Annotated in this window: 16 protein-coding genes; 6 read left to right on the forward strand and 10 right to left on the reverse strand. The window is 40.7% G+C overall.

Annotation, left to right across the window (positions count from 1 at the left end):
• Positions 1–114 precede the first annotated feature (114 nt).
• Positions 115–717: a hypothetical protein gene (locus tag H6H03_RS37595; RefSeq protein WP_190960089.1), complete on the reverse strand. Its 603-nt coding sequence runs from the start codon at positions 715–717 to the stop codon at positions 115–117.
• Between the two features lie 494 nt (positions 718–1211).
• Between H6H03_RS37595 and H6H03_RS37600 the strand changes: the two genes are divergently transcribed.
• From H6H03_RS37600 to H6H03_RS37610, 3 genes are all read left to right on the forward strand, one after another.
• A complete protein-coding gene (locus H6H03_RS37600) occupies positions 1212–1463 on the forward strand; it encodes a UPF0175 family protein (protein WP_104902469.1) in 252 nt (83 codons plus the stop codon).
• Entirely contained in the window at positions 1456–1941 is a 486-nt protein-coding gene (locus H6H03_RS37605; protein ID WP_190960090.1) for a DUF3368 domain-containing protein, read from the forward strand. The genes H6H03_RS37600 and H6H03_RS37605 overlap by 8 nt, the downstream gene beginning before the upstream one ends.
• Before the next feature lie 224 nt (positions 1942–2165).
• Entirely contained in the window at positions 2166–2717 is a 552-nt protein-coding gene (locus tag H6H03_RS37610; protein WP_190960091.1) for a tyrosine-type recombinase/integrase, read from the forward strand.
• On the opposite strand, the gene H6H03_RS37615 is transcribed toward H6H03_RS37610, so the two are convergent.
• On the reverse strand, positions 2614–3303 hold the full coding sequence (locus H6H03_RS37615; protein ID WP_242058191.1) for a DUF2459 domain-containing protein: 690 nt from the start codon (positions 3301–3303) through the stop codon (positions 2614–2616). The two genes, H6H03_RS37610 and H6H03_RS37615, sit on opposite strands and share 104 nt — an antisense overlap.
• Positions 3304–3868: 565 nt before the next feature.
• On the opposite strand from H6H03_RS37615, the gene H6H03_RS37620 reads away from it, so the two are divergent.
• Entirely contained in the window at positions 3869–6829 is a 2961-nt protein-coding gene (locus tag H6H03_RS37620; RefSeq protein WP_190960092.1) for a CBS domain-containing protein, read from the forward strand.
• 269 nt (positions 6830–7098) lie between these two features.
• On the opposite strand, the gene H6H03_RS37625 is transcribed toward H6H03_RS37620, so the two are convergent.
• From H6H03_RS37625 to H6H03_RS37655, 7 genes are all read right to left on the reverse strand, one after another.
• Positions 7099–7494 carry a hypothetical protein gene (locus H6H03_RS37625; protein ID WP_190960093.1) on the reverse strand — a complete coding sequence of 132 codons (396 nt, stop codon included), beginning with the start codon at positions 7492–7494 and terminating at the stop codon, positions 7099–7101.
• Positions 7495–7506: 12 nt separating this feature from the next.
• A complete protein-coding gene (locus H6H03_RS37630) occupies positions 7507–7815 on the reverse strand; it encodes a hypothetical protein (protein ID WP_190960094.1) in 309 nt (102 codons plus the stop codon).
• A 72-nt stretch (positions 7816–7887) separates the two neighbouring features.
• Complete coding sequence (locus H6H03_RS37635) at positions 7888–8205, reverse strand: ribbon-helix-helix protein, CopG family (protein ID WP_190960095.1); 318 nt, start codon at positions 8203–8205, stop codon at positions 7888–7890.
• Positions 8202–8837: an AAA family ATPase gene (locus H6H03_RS37640; RefSeq protein WP_190960096.1), complete on the reverse strand. Its 636-nt coding sequence runs from the start codon at positions 8835–8837 to the stop codon at positions 8202–8204. The genes H6H03_RS37635 and H6H03_RS37640 overlap by 4 nt, the downstream gene beginning before the upstream one ends.
• A gap of 235 nt (positions 8838–9072) precedes the next feature.
• Positions 9073–10044, reverse strand: a complete 972-nt coding sequence (locus H6H03_RS37645; protein ID WP_190960097.1) for a ParB/RepB/Spo0J family partition protein — start codon at positions 10042–10044, stop codon at positions 9073–9075.
• The gene (locus H6H03_RS37650; protein WP_190960098.1) at positions 10041–10796 is read right to left on the reverse strand and encodes a ParA family protein; all 756 of its coding nucleotides are present in this window, start codon (positions 10794–10796) and stop codon (positions 10041–10043) included. The genes H6H03_RS37645 and H6H03_RS37650 overlap by 4 nt, the downstream gene beginning before the upstream one ends.
• Before the next feature lie 95 nt (positions 10797–10891).
• On the reverse strand, positions 10892–11752 hold the full coding sequence (locus tag H6H03_RS37655; protein ID WP_190960099.1) for a HEAT repeat domain-containing protein: 861 nt from the start codon (positions 11750–11752) through the stop codon (positions 10892–10894).
• Positions 11753–12111: 359 nt separating this feature from the next.
• Between H6H03_RS37655 and H6H03_RS37660 the strand changes: the two genes are divergently transcribed.
• Positions 12112–12339 carry a hypothetical protein gene (locus H6H03_RS37660; RefSeq protein WP_190960100.1) on the forward strand — a complete coding sequence of 76 codons (228 nt, stop codon included), beginning with the start codon at positions 12112–12114 and terminating at the stop codon, positions 12337–12339.
• A gap of 911 nt (positions 12340–13250) precedes the next feature.
• Here the strand turns inward: H6H03_RS37660 and H6H03_RS41670 are convergent.
• On the reverse strand, positions 13251–13424 hold the full coding sequence (locus tag H6H03_RS41670; RefSeq protein WP_390842922.1) for a hypothetical protein: 174 nt from the start codon (positions 13422–13424) through the stop codon (positions 13251–13253).
• Between the two features lie 267 nt (positions 13425–13691).
• Here H6H03_RS41670 and H6H03_RS37665 point away from each other — a divergent pair, with 267 nt between their 5' ends.
• Positions 13692–14156, forward strand: a complete 465-nt coding sequence (locus H6H03_RS37665) for a DUF4158 domain-containing protein (protein WP_242058192.1) — start codon at positions 13692–13694, stop codon at positions 14154–14156.
• Positions 14157–14164 lie beyond the last annotated feature (8 nt).

Here is a 14164-nt window from a genome sequence, read left to right on the forward strand (position 1 = left end):
TTCAGTTGCAATTAATCCTGGCTGAAGCGTAATTATAGTTGCAGTTAATCCTGGTTTGAAAATCTCTTGATTGCAGGTTTGAGCGATTAGTATTGCAGGTCGTTACAATTACTATTAGAACGCAGCTTGCTTTTGCTCGTCCCCCAACACCGGGAAGTACCGCCGAGCATTAAGGGGCTTCTTCCACCCAGTCAACTCAAACAGGTATTCATCAGGGTCAAGATTGAGCATCGTTGCCCATTGATTGATTTGACTGCCGTTGATGTTTATCCGCTCACACAGGTCAGTCTTGGTTAGCCCCTGTTTAGCATCATGATCAGAATGTGAGAATTTGATTTTGCCTCTAGGGATGTCCTCTACCCTCTCTCTGAGAGATGATAACCCCGCGTTTATTAGAGCCTGCCGTAGTCCATCGATTTCTGTTCTAAGCGAGTTTATCTCATCATTGAATTCCCTTTGTTGCTCGGCTACGGTTGCTTCTAGACCATCGATTTCGGTGGCTTTTACCTTAAGCTGTTTTACCTCAAGTTCGAGGTTCTCTGGCATCACTTCAATCGGGATATTGCCCTCTAAATAATGCTCAAGTATAATTGTCAGAGCTTGAGACGCTTTCTTTATTTTGTGTGTTTTCATCCACTTCTCTAAACTAGCGTAGAGGCTGAAATCAAGGTATGCTGTAACTTTAGCGTGATTGTCTAACCAATCTTTAGTAGCCATATACTGCTTGTTCTGTATTGGTAATTTAAAGTCAGTTACGTTAAATTTAAAATAAATGAAAGTAATATACTAGTGTGTTAATAGTAATTTACTAATGCGCTTTGGCAGCTTACTGCATTAAGTTAAGAAAATTAAAGTAAGTTACTTTTTATTTAAAGTGTATGACTCTAAATATCTAAATTTTAGTTAGTATCTCACCTAGATGGTATAAGGCAAGCCGCTAAGAGCTATTATCAATTAAGTAATTTACAGCATAAAATAAATTAAGGCACAGTCAGATAATTATTTAAATAAGTTGTCTGCTTTAATATACTTGTAGATTATTAGTAAACTAAAGCAACTTACCGCAGTAAGTTACTCTCGCCTAAAGCAAGACAACTAGCGGGTTTTATCTACTTGGTGGTTGCAGGTAGCACAACAAGCGCACCGGGGTAGCGATCGCTTTTAAAAAGAAATGGTTGATATTATTAATGCAGCAATTTAGGACAGAAATCATGTCTAATGTCACGATTAACCTGCCAGAAGAAGTATTTAGCGCCCGTCGCCTGAGTCCAGAAGAGTTTGTGCGTGATATGCGCCTCGCTGCTGCTATCTACTGGTATCAGAAGCAGGAAATCTCGATGGAGAAAGCCGCCTCTGTTGCTGGGCTAAACCGCCGAGACTTTCTAGCCGTCCTAGCCCGTGAACAAGTGGATGTCTTCGCTGTTGATTTTGATGATTTGCAGAGCGAGTTGAACCGTGGCTGAACTGCCTGCTATCAACACATCACCACTAATTTTTTTGACTAAAGGCGGGTTTCTCGATTTATTACAGGTCATTAGTTCATCAATTATTGTTCCTAATGCTGTGGCCACAGAAATTCAGGCGTATGGGTCAGCAGACGTAACAGCAGTGGCGCTCAACAATACTGATTGGTTGGTTGTACAAGAAACACCACCTGTCCCAAACGTTATTCAAAGCTGGGATTTGGGTCTAGGTGAGTCAGCCGTACTAACCTGGGGCTATGTAAATCCAGGTACAGAAGTAATTCTAGATGATTTAGCGGCCCGTCGTTGTGCTGCCACTTTGGGAATTCCGGTACGGGGGACATTAGGCATCGTTATTACTGCTAAACAACGAGGGGTAATTCCTGCTGCACGTCCAGTTTTAGAACAATTGCGCCAGTGTGGGATGTATTTATCTGACCGCGTGATCAATCACGCATTGGCATTGGTAGGGGAATAGATTGACTACCAAGCCTAGAGCGGATCATACCTGATGATGGTTAACGTGCAGCAATCATAAGCAGGTTTTATCAGCCAACGTCATAATGCGGGTTGTAGCGGTTGGGATTGATAAGTTGGAATTGATGAGGTGCGATCACCATCGCGTCGCCAACGGAGTTACAATACTTTCGGTCATCAATTACACGTTATCAGTATTTGGTGTAATGCCCCCAAGGTGCAAAAATGAAGGTAGACGGCAACGGACAAGGCAAGATATTAAGCCAAGACGAACTAAGGCGATTATTTACCGAGGGATTTCTTAGCCCCCGCGATCGCGCTTTGTTCGGCATCTGCCTGTTTACTGGTTGTCGTGTCTCGGAAGCGTTGGCCCTTAACCTGACTGATATCAAATCAGGAACCATCACTTTTCGCAAGTCTACCACCAAAGGCAAGTACAAAACACGGATTGTAGATATTCCACCAACGCTATCAGCAATATTGGCTGATTATCAGCCCAAAGGTGCGGTAATGTTTCCCGGCAAGCGCGGCGTAACTGAACGGCTGACCCGATTCATGGCAGACAAGATTTTACGTGATGCCTGCAAGCGGATTGGGGTAGAAGGAGTTAGTACCCACTCGTTTAGGCGAACTGCTCTCACGCAGATGTCGAGCGCGGGGATACCTTTGAGAACTATTCAAGAAATCTCTGGTCACAGCGACCTGGGGACGTTGCAGCGATATCTGGAGGTGACACCAGAGCAGAAGCGAAAGGCGGTTTCGGTGATTGGGTTTTAGGTTTGGTCTTCACCCGAAAATTTGCCCAGATAATCAAGCCATGAATTTGGCAGTCCAAATCTTGTAGCCATGCAGCTAATTCATGATTGCTGTTATGTAACAAGGTATAGTCTTGGTTATCTTGAACGAAAGTTAAACCAGTTTGTGAATTTTCGATGCGCGTTTCCAGATGGCGGTTAAAACGTTTATCTAATAATTTCAGTAACCGTGTTACATGAGCTTGTCCTACTTTTAAACTTAATATACTGGCATTTTCCCGTTCCATGATTTGCTCAAACTGAGCTGTGTTACTAAATGTTCGCCGTCCGAGAGTACCTTGAGTTGGTAAAAAAAGTGCCGCCAACCCATTAATCAAATCCTGCTGGTTGAGGGCAAAATAATTCCAATCACCATAAGCGTACTGAATTAATATACCGTTACGACTGGGTAACACCAGCCTGGAATGCCAACCGTAGTCTGTGACATAAATCGTGATCGCCTCGACAGGAGCGGTCGGGGGTACGATGGTTGTGGGAGATAACATCCAGACTAACAAGATAGAGGTAATTATCAGTGAAGCTAATTTTGCAGTGCGGTATAAACCCATAGCTAATATTAAGTTCTGATAATTAGTAACCTGTCAAAGATAGTAGTATAACAACACCTCTGTAAGCGAAGAAATTACACCTGTCGCTGGTCGGACTGTCTGAGCAGATTTTCTCAGCTTTTTGGCTTTATTTGATGCCAAATTTATAGTATTTAGCTTGACTAACTATTTTTTGTTCATAGTCTCATTAAGAAAAAAGCGTAGATTTATATAATTTATTAATTTCCCCAATATTTGGCGTAGAAAGAGAATTAAATTCCTGAATTTGCAATAATGCAAGAGTTCTACTGAATATTTGATGAGCAATGGCTAAATATAGGTATTTCAAAGTCAGCAAGCCATTCGTTTTAGAAATAGTTGTATAATCTTTCTAATCCATTGTGTTCATCAAGCTAAAGTTAGAGATATTGTTGAATATCATCTCAGTACCTTGGACAAAATTAACATCAAAGCTTTGATTTCAAGAAAAACTTCTTTTATTTAATTGAAAAATTAAATAAAAGGGGTTTTTTAGCACCCTAGTTTTTGAAGAATATTTTGTTTATTTAGTTTAAATGCGGAAATAATGCCATCACTTCATACTACGGATTTACCAAGTTTAGAGCAGGTAATTGAATGTTCGCCTTTAACTGTATTACCAAATACGCCACTTACTGATGTAATTGCCCTCATGAATCCGGTAAGCAGCAATACAGTAGAATCTGCGTCTAATTTTAGTAGTTGTGTTTTAGTAGTTGAAGAAAAAAAATTATTGGGTATATTCACACTCAGGGATATAGTTAGGCTGGCTGGGGCAGAGGTTGATTTATCTAGGGTATTAATCTCTGAAGTGATGACGCAGCCAGTCATTAGCTTGACACTTGATGACGCTCAAAATGCCCTGACACCTTTAACTTTGATGCGTCAACATCACATTCGCCATCTACCTGTAGTAGATGAGCAAGGGCAATTGCTAGGCTTAATTACGCGTGAGAAAATTCGTCAGATAATCCAACCTGCTCATCTGCTGAAACTGAGATATGTAAAAGAGGTGATGGTAACTGATGTTACTCATGCACTGCCAACTACATCTATCTTGCAATTATCGCAAATGATGAGCGAGCGCCGGATCAGTTGTGTGGTAATTGTTTCTCCACAGGAGACAGGACTAATCCCGGTGGGGATGATCTCGGAGAAAGATATTTTAAAAGTCCAATTACAGGGACTAGATACAACTCAAACTCAGGCGCAAGCCGTAATGAGTACCCCTGTATTAAGTATCAATTCCACTGAATCTTTATGGGTAGTTCACCAGTTAATGCAAGAGCGAGGAGTACGACGGTTAGTTGTAGTTGGTGAACAAGGTCAACTGCAAGGACTGGTAACACAAACCAATCTCTTGCAAGTGCTTGATCCGCTAGAAATAGTCAGCGTGATCCAAGCATTACAAGCAAAAATCTCAGAACAAACCGTTCAACTGTGTCAATTCAACCAGCAGTTAGAACAGGAAGTAAAACAACGCCGCCAAGCCGAGAAATCGCTACGCCAATCTCAACAAGAATTAGAGTTGCGGGTGGCAGAGCGGACAGCCCAGTTGGTAGTAGCAAATGCAGGTCTGCAACAAGAAATTGAGGAGCGCAAACAAATAGAAGCCAAGCTCCAGCAGCGTGAATATGAGTGGCAAGCCCTTTTTGATCATGCTCTTGATGCGATCGCCATTGCAGATGACGAAGGACGATATGTAAAAGTTAATCCGGCAGCCTGTAACCTGTTTGGTTTATCCAAAGAAGAACTTAATGGTTATACAATTGCAGATTTTGCCGAAAGAGGATTTGATTTCACCCAAGCTTGGCAACAGTTCTGTGAACAAGGGCAAATGTCTGGGGAGTTTAGATTACATCGTCCCGATGGCACAGTGCGAGAAACGGAATTTGCAGCAGTTGCCAACTATATACCGCATCGCCATCTTTCAATATTGCGAGATGTAAGTGATCGCCAAGCCGCACTGCGTGAATGTAAACAGTCCGAAGAAGGTCGGCGGGAAAGCGAGCAACGACTACAGGCGATTATAGATAATTCCCCAACTGTTATCTATGTCAAGGATCTTCAGGGGCGGCATATTCTAGTAAATTCTGAATTTGAAAGACTTACCCACCTGACGCGAGAGCAAGTCAAACATAAAACTGACTATGAAATCTTCTCTGCTGACATTGCTCAAGACTTGAGCAGAAATGATCAAAATGTTCTCACTTCTGTTACACCTTTACAGTCTGAGGAAATCCTTGAATTGGATGACGGCTTACATACTTACTTGAGTGTCAAGTTTCCCTTGTGCCACAGTGATGGTCAACCCTACGCTATTTGTGGTATTTCCACTGACATTACCGAGAAAAAGCAAATAGAGCAACAATTTTATCGCGCTCAACGCCTGGAGAGTATAGGAACTCTCGCCAGTGGTATTGCTCACGATCTGAACAATGTCTTTGCTCCCATAATGATGACTTCACAACTATTACCTTTCAAATGCAAAAATGTGGATGCACAGACTCAAGAACTGTTCAAAACTTTAGAAAACTGCTCAAAGCGTGGAGCTGACTTAGTTAAACAAATTCTCACCTTTGCCCGTGGGACAGAAGGAAAACGCATCCTCCTGCAACCTGGACATTTGCTTAAAGAAATAGTCAAAGTCATCAACCAGACATTTCTTCAATCAATTGAAATTGTTGCCAATATTCCGACAAACACTTTGTGGATGGTGCAAGCTGATCCCACCCAACTAGAACAGGTGTTCATGAACTTGGCAGTCAATGCCCGTGATGCTATGCCCAATGGTGGTACTCTGACTATTACTGCCGAAAATCGCATGATTGATGAAACTTATGCCCGAATGCACCTTGAGGCTCAAGTAGGAAGCTATATCGTTGTCACCATGAAAGATACAGGAACAGGTATTCCTCCAGAAATTGAGGAGCGCATATTTGAGCCATTTTTTACCACTAAAGAGGTCGGTAAAGGGACTGGACTAGGATTATCGACTGTTTCAGGTATTGTTAAGAACCTCGGCGGTTTTATAGAAGTAGCAACTAGCGTAGGTAAAGGCACAAAATTTCAGATATTTTTACCTAAAACAGAAGGAACAGCAATCGAAATTACAACAGAGGCAAAGTTGCCAAGAGGTAAGGGCGAGTTAATTTTATTGGTAGATGATGAAGCATTTATACAACAAATCACACAGCAAACCTTGGCAGATTATAATTACAAAACCTTTATAGCTAACGATGGCATTGAGGCTATTGCTCTCTATGCCCAATATGAGCAACAAATTAGTGTCGTATTACTAGATATGCTCATGCCTAACATGGCCGGATTAACAACCATCCGAACCCTGCGAACTATGAACCCTAACGTCAAGATTATTGCCAGCAGTGGCTTACCCACTAACGAGCAGAAGTCCATTGAGGCTGGTGCAGATAAATTTCTGTATAAGCCCTACGTGGCCAGAGATTTATTGACTACTCTATCGGATGTAATCGCGGTTAAAAACTAGAATATTGCTTACTTGCAAAATGTTTTACATCTAAGTGCTGATAAAAAAGCTACAAAGTTTCTACACAATACACTGGCAATTATACTATTTCTCAAAAATGGTTAGAAGTTCTATTTAAGCCCCAACCTCGTAAGAAAGGTGGGCAACATTGGCTACTGGAAATGCTGGGATTGAGCCAATTATTAATTCAATCTAGCTAGTGTTTCTTACTTCTTGCTTGATTGGCTGATTAAGTCATTAGTGCAACAAGCTGTTGCACAATTAGCAGTTCAACTTATATCAAGCATTGGAGAATCGACATCTAAAAGCCAATTCTCATCAATAAATTCTAGATTTTCATCATAAACAAGAACTAATTCGCCAATCTTTTGAGTATGATCATTCTGCGCTTGTGTGGCATTAGTACCAAAAGCTCTAAGTGAAAACTTTAGTTGTAAAAAACGTTCAGTGTGAGTAACACCAATAGAACTGGTAACTAATTCCGCTTCTAGGGGACGAGGTAACTTAATTGTTTCATAATATTCATCTTGTTCATCCCAGTAACCGTACACTTTATAATCACATTGGGTAAGATGTTCTTGAACAAGAATGTTGGCATCTAAATTTTCTAATATTTCAGTTAAATCTCGCCAGACTTGATGATTTTTTAATTCGAGTCTTGTCATAGTTATGTGGGTTTAATGTTCTGTTACCAAACCAGGGAAGTGTAATATACCATCAATGAATTTTGCATGAAATCGGCGGTCGCCACCTTTACCTAAGACTTTAGATTTCAAATCGTAACCTGATTCTTGGGAAGCCACCAACCCAACATTACCGCGAGGGGGTACTTGCCCTTTCTCAATGGCTTTTAAATGTTTCCCTTTGAAATCATATTTTAATCCTAGTTTTATTTGTTCACTAGCAAACGAAACTAGCAGACCACTGATTGAAACATATACAGTATCAGGTTGAATATCTGTCCAATTATCTGGTAATGGTTCCATGAAAATTATACTGAAACTGAAAGCGCAATTTATTTAAGTTAAGTAACTCATTTAAGTAACTACGTTACTTAATTACTCAATATTAATATCCTCAAAAGCTTGCTCTAGAAGGATTCTTAGAATTTCTGATTTCTTTCTACCAGTCCGGTTAGCAAGGTTAGTTAGCTTCTTGTGCATATCTGGAGACAAATCTAAACTAACTCGAATAGGTTTCTCCTTCCGAGGTGAATCCTTAATTAACTTGTCTAATAAATTATTAGATTCTTTCTCTAAATCCTGCTCTAACTGTTTAGCAGTTTCAGAATTATCAGTAAATTTACCATTCGTCTCTTCCCTACCAAATATAAATTTATCAAGTTTCTCGTTTAACGGTTTTCGTGTATTACTCATTTAAGTAAACTCCAGATTTCTTGACACAAAGAATCGAACTCCTCAGCAGCTTCTTTAGCTCCTTTCATTGACCAAACAGTTGTATCTTGAGAAAAAGAATCAGCTATAGCCTGTCGATTATGAATTACAGTTTTTAGCAAATTTACGCCAGGGATTTCTTTTAAAAATGTTAAAGCTTCATCTTTTAGTCGAGTATTTTTAGCAGCACGAGAAAGAAAGATGGCAGGCTGAGGTAAACCCCCAGATATTTTCTGGGCTGATTTAATTAAACGAATTGCCTCACTTGCAGAATGTAAGTCTAATCCTGTTGGTTGAATTGGAGTTACTGAAACATTTGATAAACATAAAATTGCGCGTGTTGATTCAGTAACATTGGGCGCTCCATCTACAACTACAAACGCATAGTTTTCTGCCAAAACTGGCAGTTGTTCAATCAAGTCATTTGCATCAATAATTTTGGATGTCGGGATGACATTACCAAGGGCAGACATCCAAAAAGAGCCACTCGCTTGAGCATCAGCATCAATGAAATGGACTTTTTTACGTTTTCTATGCAGCCAAAAAGCAAAATGCACGGCAGCTGTAGTCTTGCCGCACCCTCCTTTTTGGTTACAAAACGAGATAACTGGCATCTTACGTAACTTAATTACTTAACTTAGTTGAGTATAAGTGCCAGGAGTAAAAGACGCTATATTCAGTTGTCTGCCGTAGCATCCTGTATCGGCTAAATTAATGATTATTTAAGGAACTCAATTACTTAACTCAGTTACTTAATTAAGTAAAACATAAAGCTGTTGTTTATGGTGACAACCCAATTGAGCGATCGCGCATTATATCGGAAAAATCACCTGATTAAAAGAGTGAAGATTACTCAACACTTGTCAGTGCCTCCAGTTGCGCCAGCAGTTTTTCAATTTGCTTGTGCTTCTTAGGGTCTGACCAAATGCGCGATTTTCTTAGTTTGGTAGTTGCAGTAGTAAAACGCTCTTTGTAATTATTCGGCTCTGTGTTAGAGGTAGAGGCTGCGGCTTTCTTCTCACTAATCCGTTGCCTAATTTCGCTTAAAGACCAGTTTTCGGCAATAGCTTGTTCTAAAAACTCAACACGCTCATTCAACTGGGCAATCTGCGCGATGGCTTTGGCTTTAGTGTACTCAATTGAACCATCCCTGAGTGCAGAGAGAATATCTACTGGCAGGTTGAGCAGTGGCAGACGGTTGTTAGCAAATGATTCCCAGGTCATTAAGCCTAAGCTTTCAAAAACATCCTCAACAATTTTGAGGTCAGGATTTTCTGGACTTGACCCTTGTTCTTCATCGGTTTCATCTTTTCCAATAACGTTATTGGAAGAATTGGATGCTTCCTTACGTTCATGTTGCAAGCGGCGCAGTAAGGGCGCGATGTCTTCAACGCTTCGACCCAGTTTGAGAGCCAACAGTTGCAGTATGCCTTCGGTTTCTTCAACTGGATTCAAGTCTTCCCGCAGTAAGTTTTCTATCAGTGCCAGTTGAAAAGCTGCATTGTCGTCTAATTCCTTGATGACAACGGGTATTTCTTTTAAAGCAAGCTCGGTTGCTGCACGATAGCGACGTTCTCCCGCAACTACTTCGTGTTTGCCACCATCAACGGGGCGGACTAAAAGCGGTTGCAGGATGCCATGCTGTTTAATGGATTCGCTTAACTGCTTTAATGCAACTGGGTCAAAGTAACGGCGTGGTTGCGTGGCTGGCAGAACAATCTGGTCTAAGGGCATTGACTGAGGCGCACTCGATACGCCTGTGGTGTCCCAAGGTACATCAATTTTGCTTTTGAGGGGTTGGTTGGCTTTAGTGCGTCTCATTTCAATGCTTCTAAACTAGCGGCTATTTTTTTCAATATTTGGATAGATGGGTGTTTGTGATCGTAAACTGCTAGGGGCATTCGCTCCTCTGAGGCATCAACAAAAGCAGTAGAGCGAGGAATTGGGGGGAATACTGTCCCGGCTGGGGCTAATTGTTCGGTGATGGCTGCTAGAGTGCGGGTGTCCTGGGAGTTGCGAACATCGTATTTTGTAGGCACAAACCCAGCGATTTGCAGTTTGCGGTTAGCTTTTTTGCGAACTGTGTCCACCGTTTTTAAAAGTTCGCCTGTACCCTCAAAGGCTTTGAAATGGGTTTCCAGAGGGACGAGAACATGAGTGGCAGCTACAAGTGCGAGATAACTTAATAAGCCTAAGCTGGGAGGGCAATCTATTAAGATGAAATCGTACTCGTGTTCAACTGAGTCAACAGCTTCTTTGAGACGGAAATCGCGCATGGCCTCCCTAACCAATTGCATTTCTGCCGTACTCAAAGAAATGTTAGCAGGGGCTAAATCCATGCCATGAATGCCTTCATGGATTGGTAGGGGTAGTTCATCCACAATGGCATGATAGACAGTTTGCCCTAAATCCCTTGGAACTAAGCCCATGAAAATGGTTAAGCTGGCTTGGGGGTCTATATCGATGAGCAGGACTCTATGACCCAATTGCGCTAAGTGGTAGCCCAGGTTTTGGGTAAGGGTGGTTTTGGCAACACCTCCCGCCTGATTAAATACTGCGATGATTCGGCTCATAAGTGAGTTGCTTTACCTGCACCGTTACAACTTAAGATAACGGTAAGAAGCCAAGAAACAATGTTTATTTTTGTTTTTCTTACAGGCTGCATCACTTATTTTGAGGAATTTTTCAAATTTCGCTGTCTTCGAGCTTCTCTCTTTTGTTGTGCTTTATTCAAGCTTTCATGATCATTAACGCTCTGTTGGGGAGTAACAATTTTCGGTGTTGCTTGCTGATTGCCTGTTGGGGTTAGGGATTTAGACGCTAAGTCTTTTCTAGACTTTAAGCCAAAATAGACCTGCACATCATCAAAATCTCCTACCACCTCATCATCGACACGCCCCGCTTCAAAAGCTTGCTCAATCAGAGGTAAAGAATCTATTGCTTTGAGGTCAATTAGCACAGAAATGATATGACCATTTAACTCTGGGCTATTTTCTTCAAAAGCAGAAAGCTGTTGAGACAGAGCAGCAACACAATTCGCATGATGCTCTGGATATACGCAGGCAATTCTTTTGATAGTAACGATAGCTTGAACTCGCCAAGTTTCGTCATGAGAGTCATCAGCCAGAAAATTTGTGAGTGCTGGAATTGCTCTTAAACCAATCAGACTTAAAACATCCGGCAATTCCTCAATCAAGCAGAACAAGACTTCATTATCAAAAGCATCATCCATTTTGGAGAATAAGCTAATCAATGGCTCAATTGCTGATTCTGCGCGGAGTTGTCCTAATGCCCGAATTGCATGAATAGGAGCGTATTCTAATAAACTGTCTTCACCAAACAAATCATTTTCATCATCCTGCATATTGTACAAATCCTCATCCGTTGCCATGCGGATCAACTCAGGAATATCAGCAGCAGTAATACCTAGTTGCTGATAGTCAGGCCATTCTGCTGGGGATAATTTTTCAGTTCCAGGCTCATAGTCAAGTAATTGATTAACAGGAGATGAATAACTATTTCTTGGCATAAAATTTCACTCGTCAATTTTTTAAGAAGACTAGACAAGCTTTTTGATTGCACTTTACTCTTAACAGTTAATTAACCCCAATTACAACCACATCAGGGGGAAAACCGCACTACGGGGGAGAGCGTTTTTGTTGCAAGGCATCTTTGTTAAGCATCTCTGTTAAACTGCAACTGATAGTCTCTGGTTTATCAATCGGCGACCTAATTTACTGAATGTGGCTGTTAGCAGGGCGCGAGAATTGTTTATCCTGATGGGGAATTTGGGGCGAATTTCTTCAGGGGGGATACCAAAGAGTTGGTGGAATATATCAATGAATTTGGCGAGATGCGATAATTTCAAAAAAGTGCAGAAAAGTGCAAATGCCAAAATCCAACACCTTTGAAGAAAAATATCCTTATATTTCGCGCTTTGTAGAAGAATATGGCTGGATTGAAATCGGAGAGAGCGAACACATAAACTCCTTTGTTAGAGCCTATGATTTTGGTGGCACTGTCTATGAAGGCAAGGCAAGTTACCGCAATATAGAAGCAGCATTGCAAGACCTTGAGGCAGCTATCAAAGCCAACATGGAAGAAAGGGGAATCTAAAAGAAATTAATGTAAGAAAAAATTAAGAAATTTTATTTTATTAGTTACTTAAACATTTGACTTATAAAGGTTTGAGACAGGCTTTGCGGTGCATCTCTATTGCGAGGTTGCTGATCTTGCCCCTAATGACAGATTCGCTATATTTAGGCCGATTTAACTCAGATGCTTTTGGAGAAACAGGGATGGCGAAAGCTTCGCGGAGAAGTGTTGTTTTGTGACTTGAACCATTAAATGAGCTTTTATCTCAAGATATGCTTCGCAAAGTAGTGTTTCATTTTATGGTTCACTATGTGATAACGAGTTTATTTTAATAATGATAATCACATAGGGGGTTGGAGGTGTTGTGCGAGCTACGCTCGCACAACACCTCCAAGTTTGATTATCATTTTTATTTAATGAAAGAGCGAGGATAGCGATCGCCCACCAGAATTATCATAGGTAGACTCAATTCCTATAAAAACAATGGTTCTGAATCATAATTAGAGCGTTGTGAACCATATCTTGAAATAAAAGTTGATAATTGTGCTGTTATTGGAGGGTTGCTTATTTGAAATTTTGCCCACAAGTGTTTTTTAAACTTAGGCTTATATTATTGTGCAAAAAATAAACTCTAGCTCATTATTTAATGCAAAGTTTGTAGCTATAAAGCTTAATCTGGCGTTACTTGTGGCTTATTTTATGGTTCACAAGTTGGCTCATTTAATGATTCAAGTCACATGTTTTTAGGTAGTTTTCCTAACTTTTAACTTCAATTAATACAGCCAAAACAAGCTTTTTCTCCGTTTTTTGGCAAAAAGAGCAATTTTATTTTTGTAAGTCTTTCCTAGCATAACTTACAGCCGTTGCGTGGCGGCTCGTGTCAGACTCGCTACTTTCACCCCAAAACGGGATGCTCCCCATTAGTCTAAACTCTAGTGCAGAATCTCTGTTATTTGTTCTACCAGTGTTAAGGGGTCAAATGGTTTGCTAATTACCCCTGCAACTCCTAAGCTGCTAAATTGTTCTAAGTCTGAATTTTGTACTTTAGCAGTCATAAAAATTACTGGAATTACTTGGGTCTTGGGTTCGCTTTTCAGGCAATGCAATAAGGGGTAGTGTTACGGAAGCTGCGGCCAAGGGCAAACTAAACAGTTTAGTTTAAAAAGATGACGATTTTATTGGTATGAACGCTGTAAGAAAAGTACCGAATTTTCTTTTGGAGTTGGCACAGTGACCACTTTTAAGATAAAAGACTGAGAAAAAATGAAGTAATTGGAGCAGAACGTAGGAGTATTATTCCGACTCTATACAAAACCGGAACTTTTTCTGTGACTTCATGATAATGTCTGAAGAGTACATTTGAGGAAGTTTGAATGAAGCGACATTGGGAAGTAGAGGAATTAATTGAGCATTGGACACTACTTCCCGATGAAGAAGCACTCTTAGAAAACAAAATTGGCGCGAACCGATTGGGTTTTGCTATTTTGCTAAAATTCTTTCAACTAGAAGGTAGATTTCCTACTGAAAAAAGCGACGTTCCTAAACCTGTTATTGTTTACCTAGCAAAACAACTATCCATTCCTTGGGAAGAATATTATGCCTACGATTGGCAAGGACGTAGCATTAAATATCATCGTTCTCAAATCCGCTCCTTTTTAGGATTTCGTGAAGCCACTGCATCTGATGAAACCGAAATGCTCAACTGGTTAGTAGAGCAGGTATTGGCACATGAACAGGATCAGGACTTACGCAACTGGCACAAAAAGGGGGTAAGGTGCAGCCCTACCCAGCGACAATTCAACTCAAACCAAGCACATAAAAATACTTGGGCGTTTTAGTTGCTGAA

Origin of the sequence: Nostoc paludosum FACHB-159, assembly GCF_014698835.1 — a bacterium.
In the GTDB taxonomy this organism is placed as follows: domain Bacteria; phylum Cyanobacteriota; class Cyanobacteriia; order Cyanobacteriales; family Nostocaceae; genus Nostoc; species Nostoc paludosum.

What these genes read in the sequence shown, in the direction of transcription:
- H6H03_RS37610 (WP_190960091.1), top strand. Translation starts at nt 2,166, where the DNA reads ATGAAGGTAGACGGCAACGGACAAGGCAAGATATTAAGCCAAGACGAA.
- H6H03_RS37630 (WP_190960094.1), bottom strand. Translation starts at nt 7,815, where the DNA reads ATGGAACCATTACCAGATAATTGGACAGATATTCAACCTGATACTGTA.
- H6H03_RS37600 (WP_104902469.1), top strand. Translation starts at nt 1,212, where the DNA reads ATGTCTAATGTCACGATTAACCTGCCAGAAGAAGTATTTAGCGCCCGT.
- H6H03_RS37650 (WP_190960098.1), bottom strand. Translation starts at nt 10,796, where the DNA reads ATGAGCCGAATCATCGCAGTATTTAATCAGGCGGGAGGTGTTGCCAAA.
- H6H03_RS37635 (WP_190960095.1), bottom strand. Translation starts at nt 8,205, where the DNA reads ATGAGTAATACACGAAAACCGTTAAACGAGAAACTTGATAAATTTATA.
- H6H03_RS37595 (WP_190960089.1), bottom strand. Translation starts at nt 717, where the DNA reads ATGGCTACTAAAGATTGGTTAGACAATCACGCTAAAGTTACAGCATAC.
- H6H03_RS37655 (WP_190960099.1), bottom strand. Translation starts at nt 11,752, where the DNA reads ATGCCAAGAAATAGTTATTCATCTCCTGTTAATCAATTACTTGACTAT.
- H6H03_RS37620 (WP_190960092.1), top strand. Translation starts at nt 3,869, where the DNA reads ATGCCATCACTTCATACTACGGATTTACCAAGTTTAGAGCAGGTAATT.
- H6H03_RS37625 (WP_190960093.1), bottom strand. Translation starts at nt 7,494, where the DNA reads ATGACAAGACTCGAATTAAAAAATCATCAAGTCTGGCGAGATTTAACT.
- H6H03_RS37660 (WP_190960100.1), top strand. Translation starts at nt 12,112, where the DNA reads ATGCCAAAATCCAACACCTTTGAAGAAAAATATCCTTATATTTCGCGC.
- H6H03_RS37615 (WP_242058191.1), bottom strand. Translation starts at nt 3,303, where the DNA reads ATGGGTTTATACCGCACTGCAAAATTAGCTTCACTGATAATTACCTCT.
- H6H03_RS37640 (WP_190960096.1), bottom strand. Translation starts at nt 8,837, where the DNA reads ATGCCAGTTATCTCGTTTTGTAACCAAAAAGGAGGGTGCGGCAAGACT.
- H6H03_RS37665 (WP_242058192.1), top strand. Translation starts at nt 13,692, where the DNA reads ATGAAGCGACATTGGGAAGTAGAGGAATTAATTGAGCATTGGACACTA.
- H6H03_RS37645 (WP_190960097.1), bottom strand. Translation starts at nt 10,044, where the DNA reads ATGAGACGCACTAAAGCCAACCAACCCCTCAAAAGCAAAATTGATGTA.